Raw genomic sequence first — 16,474 nt, 5'->3', positions numbered from 1 at the left:
CAATACTATAGTGGCGATGTACACCAGTTAATAAAGAAGATAAGGCTTCTAATTACTTTTCCTTTAAAGGGTGCTTCTTTACCATGCCACCTCTTGTATCTCTAATACTTTGCATTACTATAAAAGCCCTTGGATCTATTCTTTCCACTTCAGTGGTGAGCCTGTTGATCTCCAGCCTTGTAATGACAGTGAAAATAATATCTACCTCTTGGTTGCTTTCACCACTTTTACCAAAGCCTTTTCTTCCAGTATAGATAGTAAGGCCCCGCCCCAGCTTTTTCTTGATCATCTGGCTTATCTGGTGACTTCTTGTAGAAATAATTGTGACACCTGTAAATTCTTCAATACCCTCCAGTATAAAATCTACTGTTTTAGATGCTGCCAGGTAAATCAGGATGGAATATAAGGCCACTTCAATAGTGAGCAGGTAGGCAGCTACAGAAAAAATTATAATGTTGAAGATCAGAATAAAATCACCTACTGTAAGACTTGCCTTGCGACTTAAATAAATAGCAAGCACCTCAGTGCCGTCAATGACTGCTCCGCCCCTGATCACCAGGCCTATGCCCGCACCCAGGAAAAACCCTCCAAATACAGCTACTAATATTTTATCATTGGTAATTATAGGATAGGGGATGATAGCCACTGCTATTGCCAGGGCTGTAATACTGCCAATGCTCTTCATGCAAAAGCCCATACTGATCTGCCTGAAACCTAATAACAAAAATGGAATGTTTAAAATAAGTATCAGGATAGATAAAGAGATATGTGATTCCTTGTTGATCAATAAGGAGATACCGGTCACCCCTCCATCAATCAGGCCATTGGGCATCAGGAAGCCTTTGAGTCCAAAACCAGCAGAAACCACGCCTAGTATAATGATCAGGAAGTCACGCAGGTAATTCAATACCCGTTTTTTCAACCTTTTTGAAGCCTGGCGTCTTTGAATACTTTCAACAGTACGGCTTCGATCGGTTTGAAAAATATTGCTTATTCGATTTATGATGGTCATTGAATTCATTCAAAACTACAAAGCACTAACTTTCACTCATGAAAATAATTGATCTTATTTCTGCTATTGAAGTATTTGCTGCCCCTGAATTGCAGGAGGATTATGATAATGCTGGTCTTATCACAGGTAATGGTGACCGGGAATGTTCAGGAGTACTTTGCTCTCTTGATGTGACACTTGAGGTAATAAAAGAAGCGCAGGCAAGCAATTGCAATCTTATCATATCTCACCATCCAATCATTTTCAAGGGACTGAAGCGAATCAATGGCAAAAGCTACGTTGAAAGTATAATCATAGAAGCTATAAAAAATGATATTGCTCTTTATGCAGCCCATACCAATCTTGATAATGTATTACTAGGAGTCAATGGCATGATAGCCCAAAAGCTCGGACTAAAAGACATAGAGGTGCTTCAGCCAAAAAAAAGGTTACTACGCAGGCTCATCACATTTGCACCCGTTGATAAAGCCGAAGAGGTGAGAAAAGCCGTTTTTAACGCCGGTGCAGGACATATAGGTCAATATTCAGAATGCTCTTTTAACAGTGAAGGCACCGGAACATTTAAGGCTGAAGAAGGCGCCAACCCCTACGTGGGCGAAATTGGCAAACAGCACCAGGAAAAAGAAACCAAGATAGAGATCGTGTATCCCTTCTACCTGGAAACCCAGGTAGTAAAAGCCCTGGTTAAGCACCACCCCTATGAAGAAGTGGCTTATGATATATTTACCATGGAAAATAGCCACCTGGGCATGGGTTCAGGGGTGGTTGGGTACCTGGAAGCCCCAATGGAAGAAAAAGGGTTTCTGAATTTATTAAAGGACCGTTTTGCAGCAAATGGTATCCGGTACACCAGCCTGTTGGGAAAACCCATTCAAAAAGTGGCTGTTTGTGGCGGGGCTGGCAGCTTTTTGCTAAAGAAAGCCATTAGCAGCCAGGCTGATATATATATTACCGGTGATGTGAAATACCATGAGTTTTTCGATGCAGAAGGTAAAATAGTCCTGGCAGATATAGGTCATTATGAAAGCGAGCAGTATACTGTAGAGCTTCTCTCTGACCTTTTGCTCAAAAAATTCCCTACCTTTGCCGTCCTTAAATCAAGCGTGAATACAAATCCAGTCAATTATTTAGGATAATAGATGTAGCCGGGAGGCAGAAATAACTTAATAATGCAGGTTGGTATTCATGGTTGACGTTTGATGATCCGTAAAAACAAACTTCAAACTATAAACTTAAAATGGCAAACGTTAAAGAATATTCAGTAGAAGAAAAGCTTAGTTCACTGGTGCAGTTACAAAAAGTGGATTCCAAGCTGGATGAAATTCACATTTTAAAAGGTGAACTTCCTATTGAGGTGGCTGACCTGGAAGATGAAATTCATGGTTTGCATGCTCGTCAGCTTCGTATAGAAGAAGAGATCAACGGTATCACGGAGTTTATTGCTCAAAAGAAAGAAGCAATCAAGGAAGCCGAAGCTTTGATAAAAAAATATGAGAAGCAAAGCGAAAACGTAAAGAATAACCGGGAGTTTGAAGCTATTAATAAAGAAATGGAGATGCAGCAGCTGGAAGTAAAGCTGTGTGAAAAGCATATCAAAGATGCCAATGAAGAGATAGCCGAGAAGGCCCAGGCACTGGATAAGGCTAAAAAAGCCCTTGCCACTAAAGAAGGTGTACTAGCTAACAAGAAGGGTGAATTGGAAAAGATCATTGCCGCAACCGAAAAAGAAGAAAAACATTTTAATAAGCTGGCCGAGGAAGCCAAATCGCATGTTGACCCTCGTTTACTGGCCAGCTATGAAAAGATCCGTAAGAATTACCGCAATGGCCTGGCTGTTGTGCCTGTTGAAAGGGATGCTTGTGGTGGTTGCTTTTATTATATTCCCCCTCAAAAGCAAAGTGAGATCAAACAGCGTAAAAAAGTTATGGTTTGCGAAAACTGTGGTCGTATCCTGGTTGACTCAGAACTGACAGACTCTATTGAAATAAAATAAGAACGTTAAATATTTATTCAGAAGCCGCTCTAAAATAGCGGCTTTTTTTATTTGAGAAATAGGAAATGCTTTAATTTGTCACTGATTATGTTGAGCAGGTTATCTATCCGCAATTATGCTATAATAGAACAATTGGAAATTGACTTTTCATCCAATCTGAATATTATAACAGGTGAAACAGGGGCAGGCAAATCAATCATTGTCGGTGCATTGGGATTGATATTGGGCCAGAGGTCTGAAAGTAATATTTTAAAGAATAAAGATAGCAAATGTGTAGTGGAAGGTTGTTTTAAGGGCGAGGCCTCAGACAGCCATGTGGTCAGCTTTCTTAAAGCTAATGAATTGGATGTTTTAGATGAATTAACCGTGCGCAGGGAACTCGCTCCTAATGGCAAATCACGGGCTTTCATTAATGATACACCTGTTAACCTTAGCCAGTTGAATCAATTAAGCAGCTTGCTCGTGGATCTTCACCAGCAATTTGATACATTGGAGTTGGGGCAAACCGACTTTCAGAGAGAAGTATTGGATGTGCTGGCAGGCAATAGCAAAAACCTCAAAAAATATGGACAGCTGTATGCTGATATGCAGGCTGCGGCCCATGAACTGGACCTCCTGACAGAGCAAAAGAGCCGTTTTGAAAAAGAATTTGATTACCACCAGTTTCAATTTAATGAGTTGGACGAAGCAGGCTTCCGGGAAAATGAACTGGAAGAACTGGAGCAGGAATTAAAAATGCTCACTAATGCAGAAGGAATTAAAAACGCCCTCACGAAAACGTATTTTGAACTGGAAGAAGATGAAGCCCCTTTGATCCGTCGTTTAAAAACATTGAGTAGTCAGCTGCAGCAATATGCAGATCTGCATCCCGAACTTCCTCAACTCGTACAGCGGCTGCAATCCTCATACCTTGAATTGCAGGATATAGCGGACGAAACTGAAAGGATCAATGATCATATAGGTTCCGATGCCTCCACAATTGATAAGATCAATGAGCGTATATCCTTAGGCTATAAACTGCTTAAAAAGCATGGTGTGAAAACAACCAATGAACTGCTTGGTATTCATGCAGACCTCAATGCCAGGTTGCAGGAAGTTTTGAATATAGATGACGCCATTGCTAAAGCAGAAAAGAAGCACCAGCAGCTTTTATCAGAGGCTGAAGACCTGGCTTCTAAAATATCAGTTGCCCGACTGGCGCAGGTGAAGCCATTGGAGCAACAGGTCAATAAAATGCTTGGGCCTGTGGGCATGCCTAATGCACGTTTAAAGGTTGAGATCAGGAAAGTGCCATTATATAATTATGGCATTGATGATGTGGTCTTCTTATTTGATGCAAACAAAAGCAATAATTTTCAGCCAATCAGAAAGGTGGCAAGCGGTGGTGAATTGAGCCGTTTAATGCTTTGTATAAAATCTTTGGTAGCCAGGTCTATGAATATGCCCACGCTTATTTTTGACGAGATAGATACGGGTATTTCCGGTGAAGCTGCCAGGCAGGTAGGTGCCATTATGAAAGAACTGGCGGCATCCAGGCAAGTGTTGTGTATCACGCACCAGCCACAGATCGCCGGTAAGGCCGATGCTCACTATCTTGTATATAAAGCACTTAAAAATGATACGGTTACTACAGGTATGCGCTTGTTGAACACAGACGAACGTATAGTGGCCATTGCCAGGATGTTAAGTGGTGAAAAGCCTACTGCGGCTGCCATGGAAAATGCAAGGGAAATGATCATGAATTGAATGGACAAATGAAGCATGATCTGATAGGATTGGCAGCTTTTATTGTATTTGTCATAATCCCTGTTTATTATATCAACCAGGTATTAGTAAAAAAGCTAGCACCCCGCACCTCTTTCCTCCGTTTTTTAATCTATATGTTCACAGGTCTTGCCCTGGCATTTGTCTATACATTTATATTTGTATGGCTGTTACTAAAATTTGTGTATGGGCAGCATCAATAAAATCAACTTATTATGGCAAATAATCTTCTAGCAGGTAAGAAAGGAATCATATTTGGTGCGCTTGACGAAAAATCCATTGCCTGGAAAACGGCCTTAAAATGCCACGAGCAGGGAGCACAGATCGTGCTAACCAATGCCCCTGTGGCGCTGCGTATGGGTGAGATTAATAAACTTTCTGAAAAAGTTCAGGCGCCTGTTATTGGTGCTGATGTCACTAATATGGATGATTTAAAAAACCTTTTTGAAGAAGCACAAAAGCATTTTAATGGTGGCATAGACTTCGTGTTACATTCCATTGGAATGAGTTTGAATGTAAGAAAGGGCAAGCACTATACGGAGATGAACTACGAGTGGAACCAGAAAACTATGGATATATCTGCTATGAGCCTTCACAGGGTTTTGCGTACAGCCTGGGATATGGATGCCATTAATGAATGGGGTAGTGTTGTCGGTTTATCCTATATAGCTGCTCAAAGGGTATTTCCTGATTATAATGAAATGGCAGATGCCAAAGCCTTATTGGAAAGCGTGGCCAGGAGTTTTGGTTATCATTATGGAGTTCGTAAAAAAGTAAGAGTCAATACAGTGTCTCAATCACCCACACGCACTACAGCCGGGAGCGGGGTAAAGGGTTTTGATGCCTTTGTTGATTATGCAGATAATATGAGTCCACTGGGCAATGCTTCTGCCGAAGATTGCGCTAATTATTGCACCACCTTATTTAGCGATCTTACCAGGTATGTTACGATGCAGAACCTGTTTCATGATGGTGGATTCAGCTTCACAGGTGTATCCCAGGCCATTGTAGATAAAATGATGCCTGCACAATAATTGAACATAGTATGGTTATATAAAAAAATGCTCCTCTAAAGGAGCATTTTTAATTGGGCGTCATTCTTATTCAACCTACTACGGCAAGCATGTAGTGGGAGAATAAGAATGACATATCTTCTATGAAGACTTCAGGTCCTCATTATTACAGTGCAATTTGTTTTTGCATCATCATCTTTCTAAGGTTGATCAATCCATAACGCATTCTTCCCAGCGCTGTATTGATGCTGCAATTGGTGACGGCTGCAATCTCTTTAAAACTCATATCGCCATAATGCCTCAGGATGATCACTTCTCTTTGGTCCTCTGGTAAAAGATCCAGCATGTCTTTCACCCTGTTATAACTCTGGCGCTTGATCATTTTGGTTTCGGCACAATCTTCAGTGAAATTAAGGACCTCGAAAATATCCTGATCTTCACTGTTTTTAATAACAGGTGTACGCTTTACTTTTCTAAAGTGATCAACACACAGGTTATGAGCAATACGCATAGCCCAGGGAAGAAACTTACCTTCCTCCGTGTAGCGGCCACTACGTATAGTATCTATAATTCTGATAAAAACATCCTGGAAGATATCTTCGGCAAGATACTTGTCCTTCACCAGGAAGAAGATAGAGGTATAAAGCTTTTCCTTGTGACGCAATACAAGGGTTTCCAAAGCGTTAACATTACCTGTGGTAAACGAGTTGATGAGCTCGTGGTCGGACAGTCTGGATAATAAATTCATAAACTCCTACAGTTTAGGTGGTCTTCGGATATGGACGAACAATAAATAATAAAAAAAACAGAGTAGAAGTTTAAGCGATAGGCGAGAAGTGTTTTAGTGGTTTTATAGAATAGGATTATTTTCTTATCCTAAAAATAGAATTCTTTTTCAATTTTCACAATTTTTATTGCACTTCCCTGGATTCTTTTCCTAAAAGAACTGTTAACCTTCAAACTAAACTATTTAGCATGTTCTTATTTTTGCGTGACAATAATGAAAGAAAAGACAGCAAAGGCTAAAAAACAGGCAAAGGACAATGGTACCGCGGATTCTATATTTATAAAGGGAGCCCGGGTACATAATCTTAAAAATATAGATGTCAGTTTCCCCCGCAATAAGTTTATTGTGGTTACCGGCGTTTCCGGCTCGGGAAAATCTTCACTGACAATCGACACCCTGTTTGCAGAGGGTCAGCGCAGGTATGCTGAAAGTCTTAGTGCTTATGTGCGCCAATTCCTGAATCGCATGGATAAGCCGGATGTGGACTATATCAAAGGATTGGCCCCGGCCATTGCTATCGAACAAAAGGTCATAACCCGCACTCCCCGCAGCACTGTGGGCAGCATGACTGAGATCTATGATTACTTAAGGTTACTTTTTGCCCGTGCCGGAAAAACCATATCTCCCATTTCAGGAAGGGTGGTTAAGAAAGATGATGTAATAGATGTACTGGATGCTATAGTGCACCTTAAGGAAGGCAATAAAGCTTTTATCCTGGCGGCCTTTAAACAACATCGCAATAGGGACGAAAGGGAAGAACTGAATATATTAATGCAAAAGGGGTTCAGCCGGATCTATGTTTCTCCTTTTTCTCATGTTCAAAAGGAAAACCCTGTCAAAGAGGGTAAGATTTACCATATTGAGGAACTTTTGTCTTCACCTGGTGATTTTATTGAAGCTTTTACCTACCCTGAAAATGTATATGTGCTCATAGATCGTATTGTGGTAAAGAAATTTGACGAAGATGATATCCACAGGCTTTCTGACTCAATTGGAACTGCATTTTATGAGGGAGAAGGGGATGTGTACCTTGAAGTGAACGGAGAGAAACTACTTTCTTTTAATAACAGGTTTGAGCTTGACGGGATCAACTTTGAAGAGCCATCACCTAATCTATTGTCATTCAACAATCCTTATGGGGCTTGTCCCACATGTGAGGGCTTTTCCCTGGTGCTTGGCATTGACGATGACCTGGTAATACCTAATAAGCTTTTAAGTGTTTATGAAGGTGCGGTAGCTCCCTGGAAAGGAGAAAAGCTGGGCAAATGGAAAGAAGATTTTATCCGCAATGCCCGAAAGTTTGATTTCCCGGTTCATAAGGCTATTGCAGATCTTACCCCTGAACAATACAAGGTGTTATGGGAAGGGAACCAGTTTGTAAATGGTATCAATGATTTCTTTAAGGAAGTTGAGCAAAACCTGTATAAGGTTCAGTACAGAGTTATTTTAAGCAGGTACCGGGGTAGGACCTTATGCCCCGATTGCCAGGGCTACAGGTTGCGTAAAGAAGCCCTATACATCAAAGTAAATGGTAAACATATTGGGGAGCTTAGTGAAATGCCTATACGTGACCTGCGGGTGTGGTTTGACAATGCATCCAAAGAGTTTACACCATTTGAGGCGCAGGTAGCTAAAAGGATCCTTATAGAGATCAATCACCGTATTGATACAATGCTTAGCGTGGGCTTAGGTTATTTATCCCTGAATCGGCTGGCCAATACGCTCAGCGGCGGTGAAAGCCAGCGTATTCAGTTAACCAGAAGCCTGGGCAGCAACCTTACCAATTCCTTGTATATCCTTGACGAGCCTTCCATAGGCCTTCATCCACGGGATACCAATAATTTGATCAGTGTACTTAAAGAACTGCGTGACCTTGGCAATACAGTAGTGGTGGTAGAACACGATGAAATGATGATGCGTGAAGCGGACCATATTATTGATATGGGTCCCTTAGCATCCCATTTGGGTGGCGAGGTCATTGCTTCAGGAGATTATGACGCTATCATTAAAAACCCCGAAAGTCTGACGGGAAAATATTTAAAAGGTGAGCTTCGCATTGATGCCCCGGCAAAGGTGAGGAAGTGGAATGAATCCATCACTATCGAAGGAGCCCGCCAGCATAACTTAAAAGATGTTACTGTTGAATTTCCATTAAATGTACTCTGTGTGGTAAGTGGAGTCAGTGGTAGCGGAAAAACCACTCTTATCAAGCATATACTCTTTCCTGCACTTAAGAAATTGCATGGTGAAGCGGCTGATAAAGTGGGTTTCCATAGAAGTATAAAAGGTAATACTGACTCTATAGCCAGCGTGGAAATGGTTGACCAGAATCCAATTGGAAAATCCTCACGCAGCAATCCCGTTACCTATATCAAGGCTTGGGACAATATCAGGGACCTGTTCTCCTCTCAGCCTTTGAGTAAAATGCGGGGTTTTCAGCCCAAGCATTTCTCCTTTAACGTAGATGGTGGACGTTGCGACGCCTGTAAGGGTGAAGGCGAGAAGATTGTGGAAATGCAGTTCCTGGCCGATGTGCACCTCACTTGCGAAGTTTGCCATGGTAAAAAATTCAAGGAGGAAGTGCTTGAAGTGCAATACAAAGGCAAGAATGTGTTTGAGGTATTGGAAATGAGCGTGGACGAGGCCATTGAGTTCTTTAAGGACGAAAAAAATATCAGTGGATGTATCAGGCCCCTGAGCGATGTAGGTCTTGGATATGTCAAACTGGGACAATCTTCAGATACCCTTTCCGGTGGTGAAGCCCAAAGAGTGAAGCTGGCTTCTTTTTTAGGAAAAGGAAAAAACATTGGCAAGATCCTCTTCATATTTGATGAACCTACAACGGGGCTGCACTTCCACGATATCAAAAAACTCCTGGCCTCCTTTAATGCCCTGATAGAACAAGGCCATTCCATCATTGTAATAGAGCATAATACCGATGTTATTAAAAGTGCAGACTGGGTCATAGACCTCGGTCCCGAAGCAGGTGCCGATGGGGGTTACCTGGTGTTTGAAGGAAAGCCTTCTGATCTCAAAAAAATAAAGGAAAGCAGGACCGGGCAGTTTCTATGACAGGAATCATATAAAATAAGTGAAGAAATTGTTGAGCTGCTATTGCAATCTTTGAAAATTCAATATAAGTTTGTACTATCCTCTCATATCCATTGGAAAAGGCCTTCTGAATTACAATACCTTCTCGAAATCCTAACCCCAATTTTCCTCTGACTGCCGTTTAACCGATTTTTCAAACTTAAACGCATTCTCATGAGAAGGATTTTTACTTACTCTTTAGCACTCGCATGTTCATTTGTAACCGTAAAAAGTTATAGCCAGGTATCATTGGCCCCACTATCTAATACCGCCTGTAATTCCATAAATTTTAATGGAGCAGAAGGAGCCAATTTTAATGATGGATCAACAACCAGCTTATCAGGGTTTTCAGGAACAGGATGGACAAAGGTGATCCAGGGTTCACAACAATATATTAGTATTCCATCAGCGGCTGAGAATACTAGTTATCACTTGACTACACCCACGTATACAACCCTTGCCCCAACAGTTAATTTAAGGTTTACAATAGGGGGAAGTTCCAAGGTTACGTCATACACTGTTAATGTTCAAACAAGTGCTAATGGCATAGTACCTATAGGTACAGTGTCAAGTGGATCGCAAGGAGTTTCAGGAGTGCAATGCCTTCAAGTGAACAATTTATTTTTCAATCCATCCTCTACACCTTTCCGTTTCGTAATAGTATTTACTACAGATCCTGGTACTTCTGGAAGAGGCTCTTTGACTTTCGATGATTTCCAAATCACACGTGTGATTGCAAATGCTACTCCACTTCCGGTTCATTTTGCACGTGTTGATGTTAAAGCCGTTAATGCCGGTGTAGGCCTTACCTGGAACATTGACATGCAGGAGAATGTAAAAGGTTACGAAATACAAAGAAGCGGTGATGGCCGTGGCTTTACAACTATTGGATTTGTTGAGGCAAGCCTGTCCAGCTCATACAGCTATGTAGACAACAAGCCTTTGGCTACAGGATTCTACAGGATCAAATCTGTAGATAATGATGGCAAATACATGTATAGCATTGTGGTAGTTTTCAAGGGAGGTCAATTTGCAGTGCCAATGAAAGCATACATGTCTTCCAAAAATACAATGACGGTACAACACAATGAAGCTGTGAATGGCAGCTTGTTAAGCATCAGTTCTGCGGATGGCAGGTTGGTAAAATCTATGGTTCCCAATTCCGGTAGCCAGCAAACACTGGTTGACCTTTCAACAGCTAAACCAGGTCTTTACCTGGTACGCTTTGAAAACGGTACCGGCGGTGCAGAAACTCTGAAAGTGATCAAGCAATAAGCTAAACAACTTTTTTATCTAAGGCCGGAAACTATGTTATCCATAGTTTCCGGCCTTTTTTATTGGCAATCGTCTGCAGACCCATATTCCGTGTAATGAGTGAAGGGTGCCTGAATCATGCCATTCAATGATCCTATCCTGCTACTTCAGGGTATTCTTACGGTTTTATATACTCCCGGAAGGTAGGGTTCCGTTCAGGGTCCAGGTTAAGGGGAGGATATCCCATAGATATCCCATAGATGACCCATAGATATCCCATAGATATCCCAACTATATAAGGGTTGGGATATCCTTGGAATATGCCTGGTATATCTATGGAAGATCTTCGGTTTGACCCGGGAGAACCTTTGTCTTTATACATTCATTGGTATAATTGAAAATGATGTCATGGTTGAATAAATCCAGTAAAGTAGAGGGTGATAAGGAGGCAAGTTGCGGGAAGGAAATAAAAAAGGCTGTTTCGCAGGTTTCGAAACAGCCTTTTTTTATGGTCAATGGGAAGATCTTATCGCAACCGGTCCATACTCCTGATCAGTTTTTCATCCTTCCATATGCCTCTGGCAGCTAAAATATAACTACCCAGAATGGCAAAATGAAAGATGCACCATAGGGCAATAACGCTATTGCCAAAATTGGTCATTTCTATAAAGTACATCGACAGCAGTATGATGGAAAGAAAAATGCCCAGGTAGCAAAGTTTTAACTGGAGCTTCCTGTTGTCAAAAAGAAAGATGGTAACAAAACCAAGAGCACCTGTTACCACGGTAATGATACTTAACCAGATAGTAGTTGTTGCCTCAAGGGGCACACTTGCAGGTACCGTATCTTTTAAATAATCGCCGTTGGCAAAAGGAAAACGAAAAGTAATGGCGCAAAAAGCAGCCACCAGTAGTAACCAAATGCTTTGAATTCTTTGGATCATATATTTCTGTTTAGCTTAATTCAGGGTATAGTGGAAACTGCAGCATGAATTCATGTACTTCTTTGGAGACAGTGCTAACCATCTGTGCATCATCAATATTCATTAACACTTTATCTATAAGGTCTACCACTGTCTGCATATGAGATTCTTTCATGCCCCTGGTAGTTATGGCGGGCACGCCTATACGAATGCCTGAAGTTACAAACGGGCTTTTGTCATCATATGGAACCGCGTTCTTATTTAAAGTGATATGCGCCTTGTCAAGGGTTTCCTGGGCCTTTTTGCCTGTGATATTTTTATTTCTCAGGTCTATCAGCATCAGGTGGTTGTCCGTACCTCCGCTGATGATATTGTATTCCTTAGCTACCAATGCTTTTGCCATGGCCTGGGCATTCGACTGCACCTGGCGGGCATAGCTTGTAAATTCATCACTCAATATTTCTCCGAAAGCAATGGCTTTGGAGGCTATTACATGCTCCAGTGGGCCACCCTGTATGCCCGGGAAAACTGCCATATCCATCAGGTGACTCATCATCCTGGTATTTCCCTTTGGATCTTTTACACCAAAAGGATTTTCAAAGTCTTTACCCATTAATATGATACCACCTCTTGGACCCCTTAGCGTTTTATGTGTGGTTGATGTTACAAAATGACAATGTTCGAAAGGAGATGCAAGAAGTCCTTTGGCTATAAGACCTGCAGGATGGGCAATATCGGCCATTACAAAAGCGCCTACTTCATCAGCTACCTTCCGGATGCGGGTATAATCCCAATCACGACTATAGGCTGAAGCTCCGCAGATGATCAATTTGGGTTTTTCTTTGCGGGCAACTTCTTCCAATTGTTCATAATTCACAAGACCTGTATCCTTATGCACACCATAAAAGAAAGGTTGGTACAGTTTGCCACTAAAGTTGACTGGTGAGCCATGGGTAAGATGCCCTCCCATGCTAAGGTCAAGACCAAGGATCTTATCTCCGGGCTTTAGCACCGCAAGCAGCACAGCTGCATTGGCTTGTGCACCACTATGGGGTTGCACATTGGCGTATTCACAATGAAAAACCTGTTTGATGCGGTCAATAGCCAATTGCTCGGTCTCATCTACAAATTCACATCCTCCGTAATACCTTCTTCCGGGATATCCTTCTGCATATTTATTGGTCATTACATTACCCATGGCCTGCATCACCTGCAGTGAGGTAAAGTTTTCAGAGGCGATCAATTCAATTCCATGGCGCTGGCGTTGTAATTCTTTTTGAATAATGTCAAAAACAAGTTGATCTCTTTGCATGCTGATTGATTATGGTTCTGCTGTACGGGACGGTGAAAGAACAAAATTCAATGGCTTATTAACCTTTTTATCACCAGGTACATATTGCAAAAATAAGTGTGTACTGCCAAGTAAAGGCATTTGACTTGTTTAATATAAAATCAGTAATTTCGACCGCTTCTTTTTATTGAATAATCAATGAATAATGGTGGAAGTGTATGGAAAGGTGCCTAATGACCACCAAAATAATTATCAATGAAAGCAATTATTCCGTTAGCCGGTGCAGGAACTAAATTAAGACCGCATACTTACACACAACCAAAAGCCCTGATTCCCCTGGCAGGGAAGACCGTACTAAGTATTATCGTCGACCAGTTAAGGGATGCCGGTATCAACGAATTTATTTTTATAGTAGGATACCTTGGTGAAAAGATACAGGACTATGTAAAAGCAAACTATCCTACTATTACCGCTCATTTTGTGTACCAGAATGACAGGCAGGGAATAGGGCATGCTGTAAGGCTTGCCAGTAATATTGTGGCCAATGATGAAATACTGATTGTATTGGGTGATACTATTTGCGACTATGACGTTTCTGCAGTGATCAATAGCAATACTTCCATGATTGGTGTGAGAAAGGTGGACGACCCACGAAGCTTTGGTGTAGCTGAAATAGATTGTGACGCCAACATAACTCATCTTGTTGAAAAGCCACATATTCCCAAATCAAATATGGCGCTGGTAGGCATTTATAAGATAAAGGAAACAGAAATGCTTTTTCAATGCCTTGATGTCAATATCAAGCAGGGCATCAAAACGCATGGAGAATACAGCATAACAGACGCCCTGGATTGCATGATAAAGAATGGTGCACATGTTAATGCTTTTAAGGTAGACAGTTGGTTTGACTGTGGTAAAAGAGAGAGCCTGTTGGAATCCAATGCAACCCTTCTCAAAAAATTTGGTGCAAAGGCGGAGTTAAGGCCTGAGTATGAGAATACAGTTTTGATTCAGCCGGTTAGTATAGGCAAGGGATGTACTATAAAAAATTCGATAGTAGGTCCAAACGCTACTATTGGAGACGATACAACCATCGATTTTTCTATTGTTAAGAATTCTATCATAGGATCATTTTCCAATCTTTTTGATATTGTATTGGATGATTCACTCATTGGGAGCGACACTACTATCAGGGGTGAAACCAGGTCCCTGAATATTGGGGACAATACAGATATCGACCTGGGTTGATCCTTTTTTCATTTTTACATATTACCATAAGAGAGGAAAATCTGAAACCCTCGCTTATTTTTACTTATGTTTTCTAACAGGATAACGGAACTGTTTCATATTCAATACCCTATTGTACAAGCAGGTATGATCTGGGCATCTGGCTGGAAGTTGGCAAGTGCGGTGAGCAATGCCGGGGGTCTTGGCCTGATAGGTGCCGGCAGTATGTACCCGGATGTTTTAAGGGAACATATAAGGAAGTGTAAGGCCGCTACTGAAAAGCCATTTGGTGTTAATATCCCACTGCTTTATCCAGACATTGATAAACATATCAGGGTAATTATTGAGGAAGGAGTGGAAATCATATTTACATCAGCGGGTAATCCCAGGACATGGACCTCACAGCTGAAAGAAAATAATATTAAGGTCGTACACGTTGTTAGCAGCAGCAAGTTTGCCTTAAAAGCCCAGGATGCTGGTTGTGATGCTGTGGTTGCCGAAGGTTTTGAAGCAGGTGGGCATAATGGCAGGGAAGAAACAACTACTTTGGTTTTAATACCGGCTGTTAGTAATGCTGTATCCATCCCCGTGATTGCTGCAGGTGGTATTGCAACAGGGAGGCAAATGCTGGCGTGTATGGTGTTAGGTGCCGAAGGCGTTCAGGTGGGTACCAGGTTTGTAGCCAGTGAAGAGGCTTCTTCGCATTTAAATTTCAAACAGGCGGTGGTTGGTGCAGCAGAAGGGGATACCCAATTGTCCTTGAAGAAGCTAACGCCGGTGCGACTTTTGAAAAACAAATTTTTCCAGCAGGTACAGGAAGCTGAAACCCGGGGCGCTACTGTAGAAGAACTGAAGGTTTTATTAGGAAGGGCCAGGGCTAAGACGGGTATGTATGAAGGAAACCTGGATGAAGGGGAATTGGAGATAGGACAGGCTAGTGCCTTGTTGCATAATATCTTACCTGCTGCAGACATAGTGCATAATCTATGGAAGGAATTTCAGGAGGGGCTTTCAAATCCCATAAATAATAGTAAATTTAACTATGAAGGTTAATGAGGTATAGATGCGGATCACCTATTAATAGAAAACCATGAAATTGAAACCACTGCTTATTACTTCGGTATTTTGCTTAACTGCTATGTTGTCTCGGGCTAATACCACTCCTGGGACAGAAGTTGAGAACACTAAGAAAAATGATATAGCCGGAGGGGTTATACATGCTGATACACATAAGCCATTATGCAATGTGAATGTGGTAGCCTATTCCAGTTCTAAAAAGGAAAAGGTAGCCCTGACTGATGGAAATGGGAACTATTATTTTACTGACCTCAAGCCGGGTACCTACAAACTGGTATTTGAAAAGGATGGCTTTAAAAAGGTGACAAAGGAAAAAGTTACCATAAGACCTGAAGAAGGTTGCCAGTTAAATGTAGAGATGTCTGAAAATGATGTTTTTCATATATTGCCCGGACTGTTATTCAGTGATTTTGAATAATTTGTTCTAAAGAAATTGCGAACTGGGATGTGTGAATGACATCCCAGTTTTTTTTGTTATGGCGCAATATAGACACAGAGTCAGCCATCCATTGCTCATTAAATTGTTTGTTTTCAAAATAGGACCAGGCCTCACTAAAGTTTTTTTTATAAAGGTCACGGGTGGCAATGGTTATATGGGGCTTAAAAGGTCTTCCTTCTGACTTGATACTATACTTCTTACTGTTTAAAAGTTGGGATTCAATTGAACTCTTTAATTCATTTAGTTTGTCATTAGCCATAACATCAACAAATATTGTTCTTGGTTTAAATGCTCCAAAATTTATAGTGTTGATGTAAAAGGGAAAGTGCGGCCTGCTGATATGATCAAGATCTGCTATCAAACTATCTTCCTTCCCTATGTCTTCCCAGAAAGGTGCAATGAAAGTGATATGTGCAGGTGATTTTAATCCAACACGGCATTCAAAACGCTCTAGCATGAATTGCTTAAAAGCAAGAATTTTTTCATTTAATGCTGGAGGGAGCACCTGTGCAATAAAATACATTTCCATAATAATGTTAATTAAATGCACAATGAAGTTAGTACAGGTATGAAATTCAAAAGAACCCCATGGAGGAGTTCTTTTG

Annotated in this window: 15 protein-coding genes; 10 read left to right on the top strand and 5 right to left on the bottom strand. The window is 41.3% G+C overall.

The window, feature by feature from the left end; genetic code table 11:
• Positions 1–52: 52 nt before the first annotated feature.
• Positions 53–1,012, bottom strand: coding sequence for a YitT family protein (locus tag BUA53_RS17965; protein ID WP_217653025.1), 960 nt, complete (start codon positions 1,010–1,012; stop codon positions 53–55).
• A gap of 38 nt (positions 1,013–1,050) precedes the next feature.
• Here BUA53_RS17965 and BUA53_RS17960 point away from each other — a divergent pair, with 38 nt between their 5' ends.
• The 5 genes from BUA53_RS17960 (at position 1,051) to BUA53_RS17940 (ending at position 5,803) form a co-directional block, all read left to right on the top strand.
• Positions 1,051–2,148, top strand: coding sequence for a Nif3-like dinuclear metal center hexameric protein (locus BUA53_RS17960; RefSeq protein ID WP_072836780.1), 1,098 nt, complete (start codon positions 1,051–1,053; stop codon positions 2,146–2,148).
• A 101-nt stretch (positions 2,149–2,249) separates the two neighbouring features.
• On the top strand, positions 2,250–3,005 hold the full coding sequence (locus BUA53_RS17955) for a zinc ribbon domain-containing protein (RefSeq protein WP_072836779.1): 756 nt from the start codon (positions 2,250–2,252) through the stop codon (positions 3,003–3,005).
• An 87-nt stretch (positions 3,006–3,092) separates the two neighbouring features.
• The gene (recN, locus tag BUA53_RS17950) at positions 3,093–4,751 is read left to right on the top strand and encodes a DNA repair protein RecN (protein WP_072836778.1); all 1,659 of its coding nucleotides are present in this window, start codon (positions 3,093–3,095) and stop codon (positions 4,749–4,751) included.
• An 8-nt stretch (positions 4,752–4,759) separates the two neighbouring features.
• Positions 4,760–4,972 (top strand): hypothetical protein, encoded by a 213-nt coding sequence (locus tag BUA53_RS17945; protein WP_072836777.1) that lies wholly within the window; start codon positions 4,760–4,762, stop codon positions 4,970–4,972.
• A gap of 12 nt (positions 4,973–4,984) precedes the next feature.
• Positions 4,985–5,803, top strand: coding sequence for an enoyl-ACP reductase FabI (locus tag BUA53_RS17940; RefSeq protein WP_072836776.1), 819 nt, complete (start codon positions 4,985–4,987; stop codon positions 5,801–5,803).
• Positions 5,804–5,948: 145 nt separating this feature from the next.
• On the opposite strand, the gene BUA53_RS17935 is transcribed toward BUA53_RS17940, so the two are convergent.
• Positions 5,949–6,530 (bottom strand): RNA polymerase sigma factor, encoded by a 582-nt coding sequence (locus BUA53_RS17935; RefSeq protein ID WP_072836775.1) that lies wholly within the window; start codon positions 6,528–6,530, stop codon positions 5,949–5,951.
• 252 nt (positions 6,531–6,782) lie between these two features.
• On the opposite strand from BUA53_RS17935, the gene uvrA reads away from it, so the two are divergent.
• Positions 6,783–9,641: an excinuclease ABC subunit UvrA gene (gene uvrA / locus BUA53_RS17930; RefSeq protein WP_072836774.1), complete on the top strand. Its 2,859-nt coding sequence runs from the start codon at positions 6,783–6,785 to the stop codon at positions 9,639–9,641.
• Between the two features lie 192 nt (positions 9,642–9,833).
• A complete protein-coding gene (locus BUA53_RS17925) occupies positions 9,834–10,934 on the top strand; it encodes a T9SS type A sorting domain-containing protein (protein WP_072836773.1) in 1,101 nt (366 codons plus the stop codon).
• 505 nt (positions 10,935–11,439) lie between these two features.
• On the opposite strand, the gene BUA53_RS17915 is transcribed toward BUA53_RS17925, so the two are convergent.
• On the bottom strand, positions 11,440–11,856 hold the full coding sequence (locus tag BUA53_RS17915; protein WP_072836771.1) for a DUF4293 domain-containing protein: 417 nt from the start codon (positions 11,854–11,856) through the stop codon (positions 11,440–11,442).
• 10 nt (positions 11,857–11,866) lie between these two features.
• Positions 11,867–13,147 carry a serine hydroxymethyltransferase gene (locus BUA53_RS17910; RefSeq protein WP_072836770.1) on the bottom strand — a complete coding sequence of 427 codons (1,281 nt, stop codon included), beginning with the start codon at positions 13,145–13,147 and terminating at the stop codon, positions 11,867–11,869.
• A gap of 234 nt (positions 13,148–13,381) precedes the next feature.
• Here BUA53_RS17910 and BUA53_RS17905 point away from each other — a divergent pair, with 234 nt between their 5' ends.
• From BUA53_RS17905 to BUA53_RS17895, 3 genes are all read left to right on the top strand, one after another.
• Positions 13,382–14,374 (top strand): sugar phosphate nucleotidyltransferase, encoded by a 993-nt coding sequence (locus BUA53_RS17905; protein ID WP_072836769.1) that lies wholly within the window; start codon positions 13,382–13,384, stop codon positions 14,372–14,374.
• Positions 14,375–14,440: 66 nt separating this feature from the next.
• Positions 14,441–15,406 carry an NAD(P)H-dependent flavin oxidoreductase gene (locus BUA53_RS17900; RefSeq protein ID WP_072836768.1) on the top strand — a complete coding sequence of 322 codons (966 nt, stop codon included), beginning with the start codon at positions 14,441–14,443 and terminating at the stop codon, positions 15,404–15,406.
• A 37-nt stretch (positions 15,407–15,443) separates the two neighbouring features.
• A complete protein-coding gene (locus BUA53_RS17895) occupies positions 15,444–15,848 on the top strand; it encodes a carboxypeptidase-like regulatory domain-containing protein (RefSeq protein ID WP_072836767.1) in 405 nt (134 codons plus the stop codon).
• On the opposite strand, the gene BUA53_RS17890 is transcribed toward BUA53_RS17895, so the two are convergent.
• Positions 15,832–16,398 (bottom strand): 2'-5' RNA ligase family protein, encoded by a 567-nt coding sequence (locus tag BUA53_RS17890; protein ID WP_139256483.1) that lies wholly within the window; start codon positions 16,396–16,398, stop codon positions 15,832–15,834. The genes BUA53_RS17895 and BUA53_RS17890 overlap by 17 nt on opposite strands.
• Positions 16,399–16,474: the final 76 nt, after the last annotated feature.

It is taken from the genome of Flavisolibacter ginsengisoli DSM 18119 (assembly GCF_900129295.1).
Classification (GTDB): Bacteria; Bacteroidota; Bacteroidia; order Chitinophagales; family Chitinophagaceae; genus Flavisolibacter; species Flavisolibacter ginsengisoli.
Note: the sequence above shows the minus strand (reverse complement) of the source record. Positions and strands in the feature narration are given on the sequence as shown.

Bases quoted from the DNA above. Each gene is read 5' to 3' on its own strand.
- BUA53_RS17965 (WP_217653025.1), bottom strand. From the start codon at position 1,012: ATGACCATCATAAATCGAATAAGCAATATTTTTCAAACCGATCGAAGC.
- BUA53_RS17960 (WP_072836780.1), top strand. From the start codon at position 1,051: ATGAAAATAATTGATCTTATTTCTGCTATTGAAGTATTTGCTGCCCCT.
- BUA53_RS17955 (WP_072836779.1), top strand. From the start codon at position 2,250: ATGGCAAACGTTAAAGAATATTCAGTAGAAGAAAAGCTTAGTTCACTG.
- recN (WP_072836778.1), top strand. From the start codon at position 3,093: ATGTTGAGCAGGTTATCTATCCGCAATTATGCTATAATAGAACAATTG.
- BUA53_RS17945 (WP_072836777.1), top strand. From the start codon at position 4,760: ATGAAGCATGATCTGATAGGATTGGCAGCTTTTATTGTATTTGTCATA.
- BUA53_RS17940 (WP_072836776.1), top strand. From the start codon at position 4,985: ATGGCAAATAATCTTCTAGCAGGTAAGAAAGGAATCATATTTGGTGCG.
- BUA53_RS17935 (WP_072836775.1), bottom strand. From the start codon at position 6,530: ATGAATTTATTATCCAGACTGTCCGACCACGAGCTCATCAACTCGTTT.
- uvrA (WP_072836774.1), top strand. From the start codon at position 6,783: ATGAAAGAAAAGACAGCAAAGGCTAAAAAACAGGCAAAGGACAATGGT.
- BUA53_RS17925 (WP_072836773.1), top strand. From the start codon at position 9,834: ATGAGAAGGATTTTTACTTACTCTTTAGCACTCGCATGTTCATTTGTA.
- BUA53_RS17915 (WP_072836771.1), bottom strand. From the start codon at position 11,856: ATGATCCAAAGAATTCAAAGCATTTGGTTACTACTGGTGGCTGCTTTT.
- BUA53_RS17910 (WP_072836770.1), bottom strand. From the start codon at position 13,147: ATGCAAAGAGATCAACTTGTTTTTGACATTATTCAAAAAGAATTACAA.
- BUA53_RS17905 (WP_072836769.1), top strand. From the start codon at position 13,382: ATGAAAGCAATTATTCCGTTAGCCGGTGCAGGAACTAAATTAAGACCG.
- BUA53_RS17900 (WP_072836768.1), top strand. From the start codon at position 14,441: ATGTTTTCTAACAGGATAACGGAACTGTTTCATATTCAATACCCTATT.
- BUA53_RS17895 (WP_072836767.1), top strand. From the start codon at position 15,444: ATGAAATTGAAACCACTGCTTATTACTTCGGTATTTTGCTTAACTGCT.
- BUA53_RS17890 (WP_139256483.1), bottom strand. From the start codon at position 16,398: ATGGAAATGTATTTTATTGCACAGGTGCTCCCTCCAGCATTAAATGAA.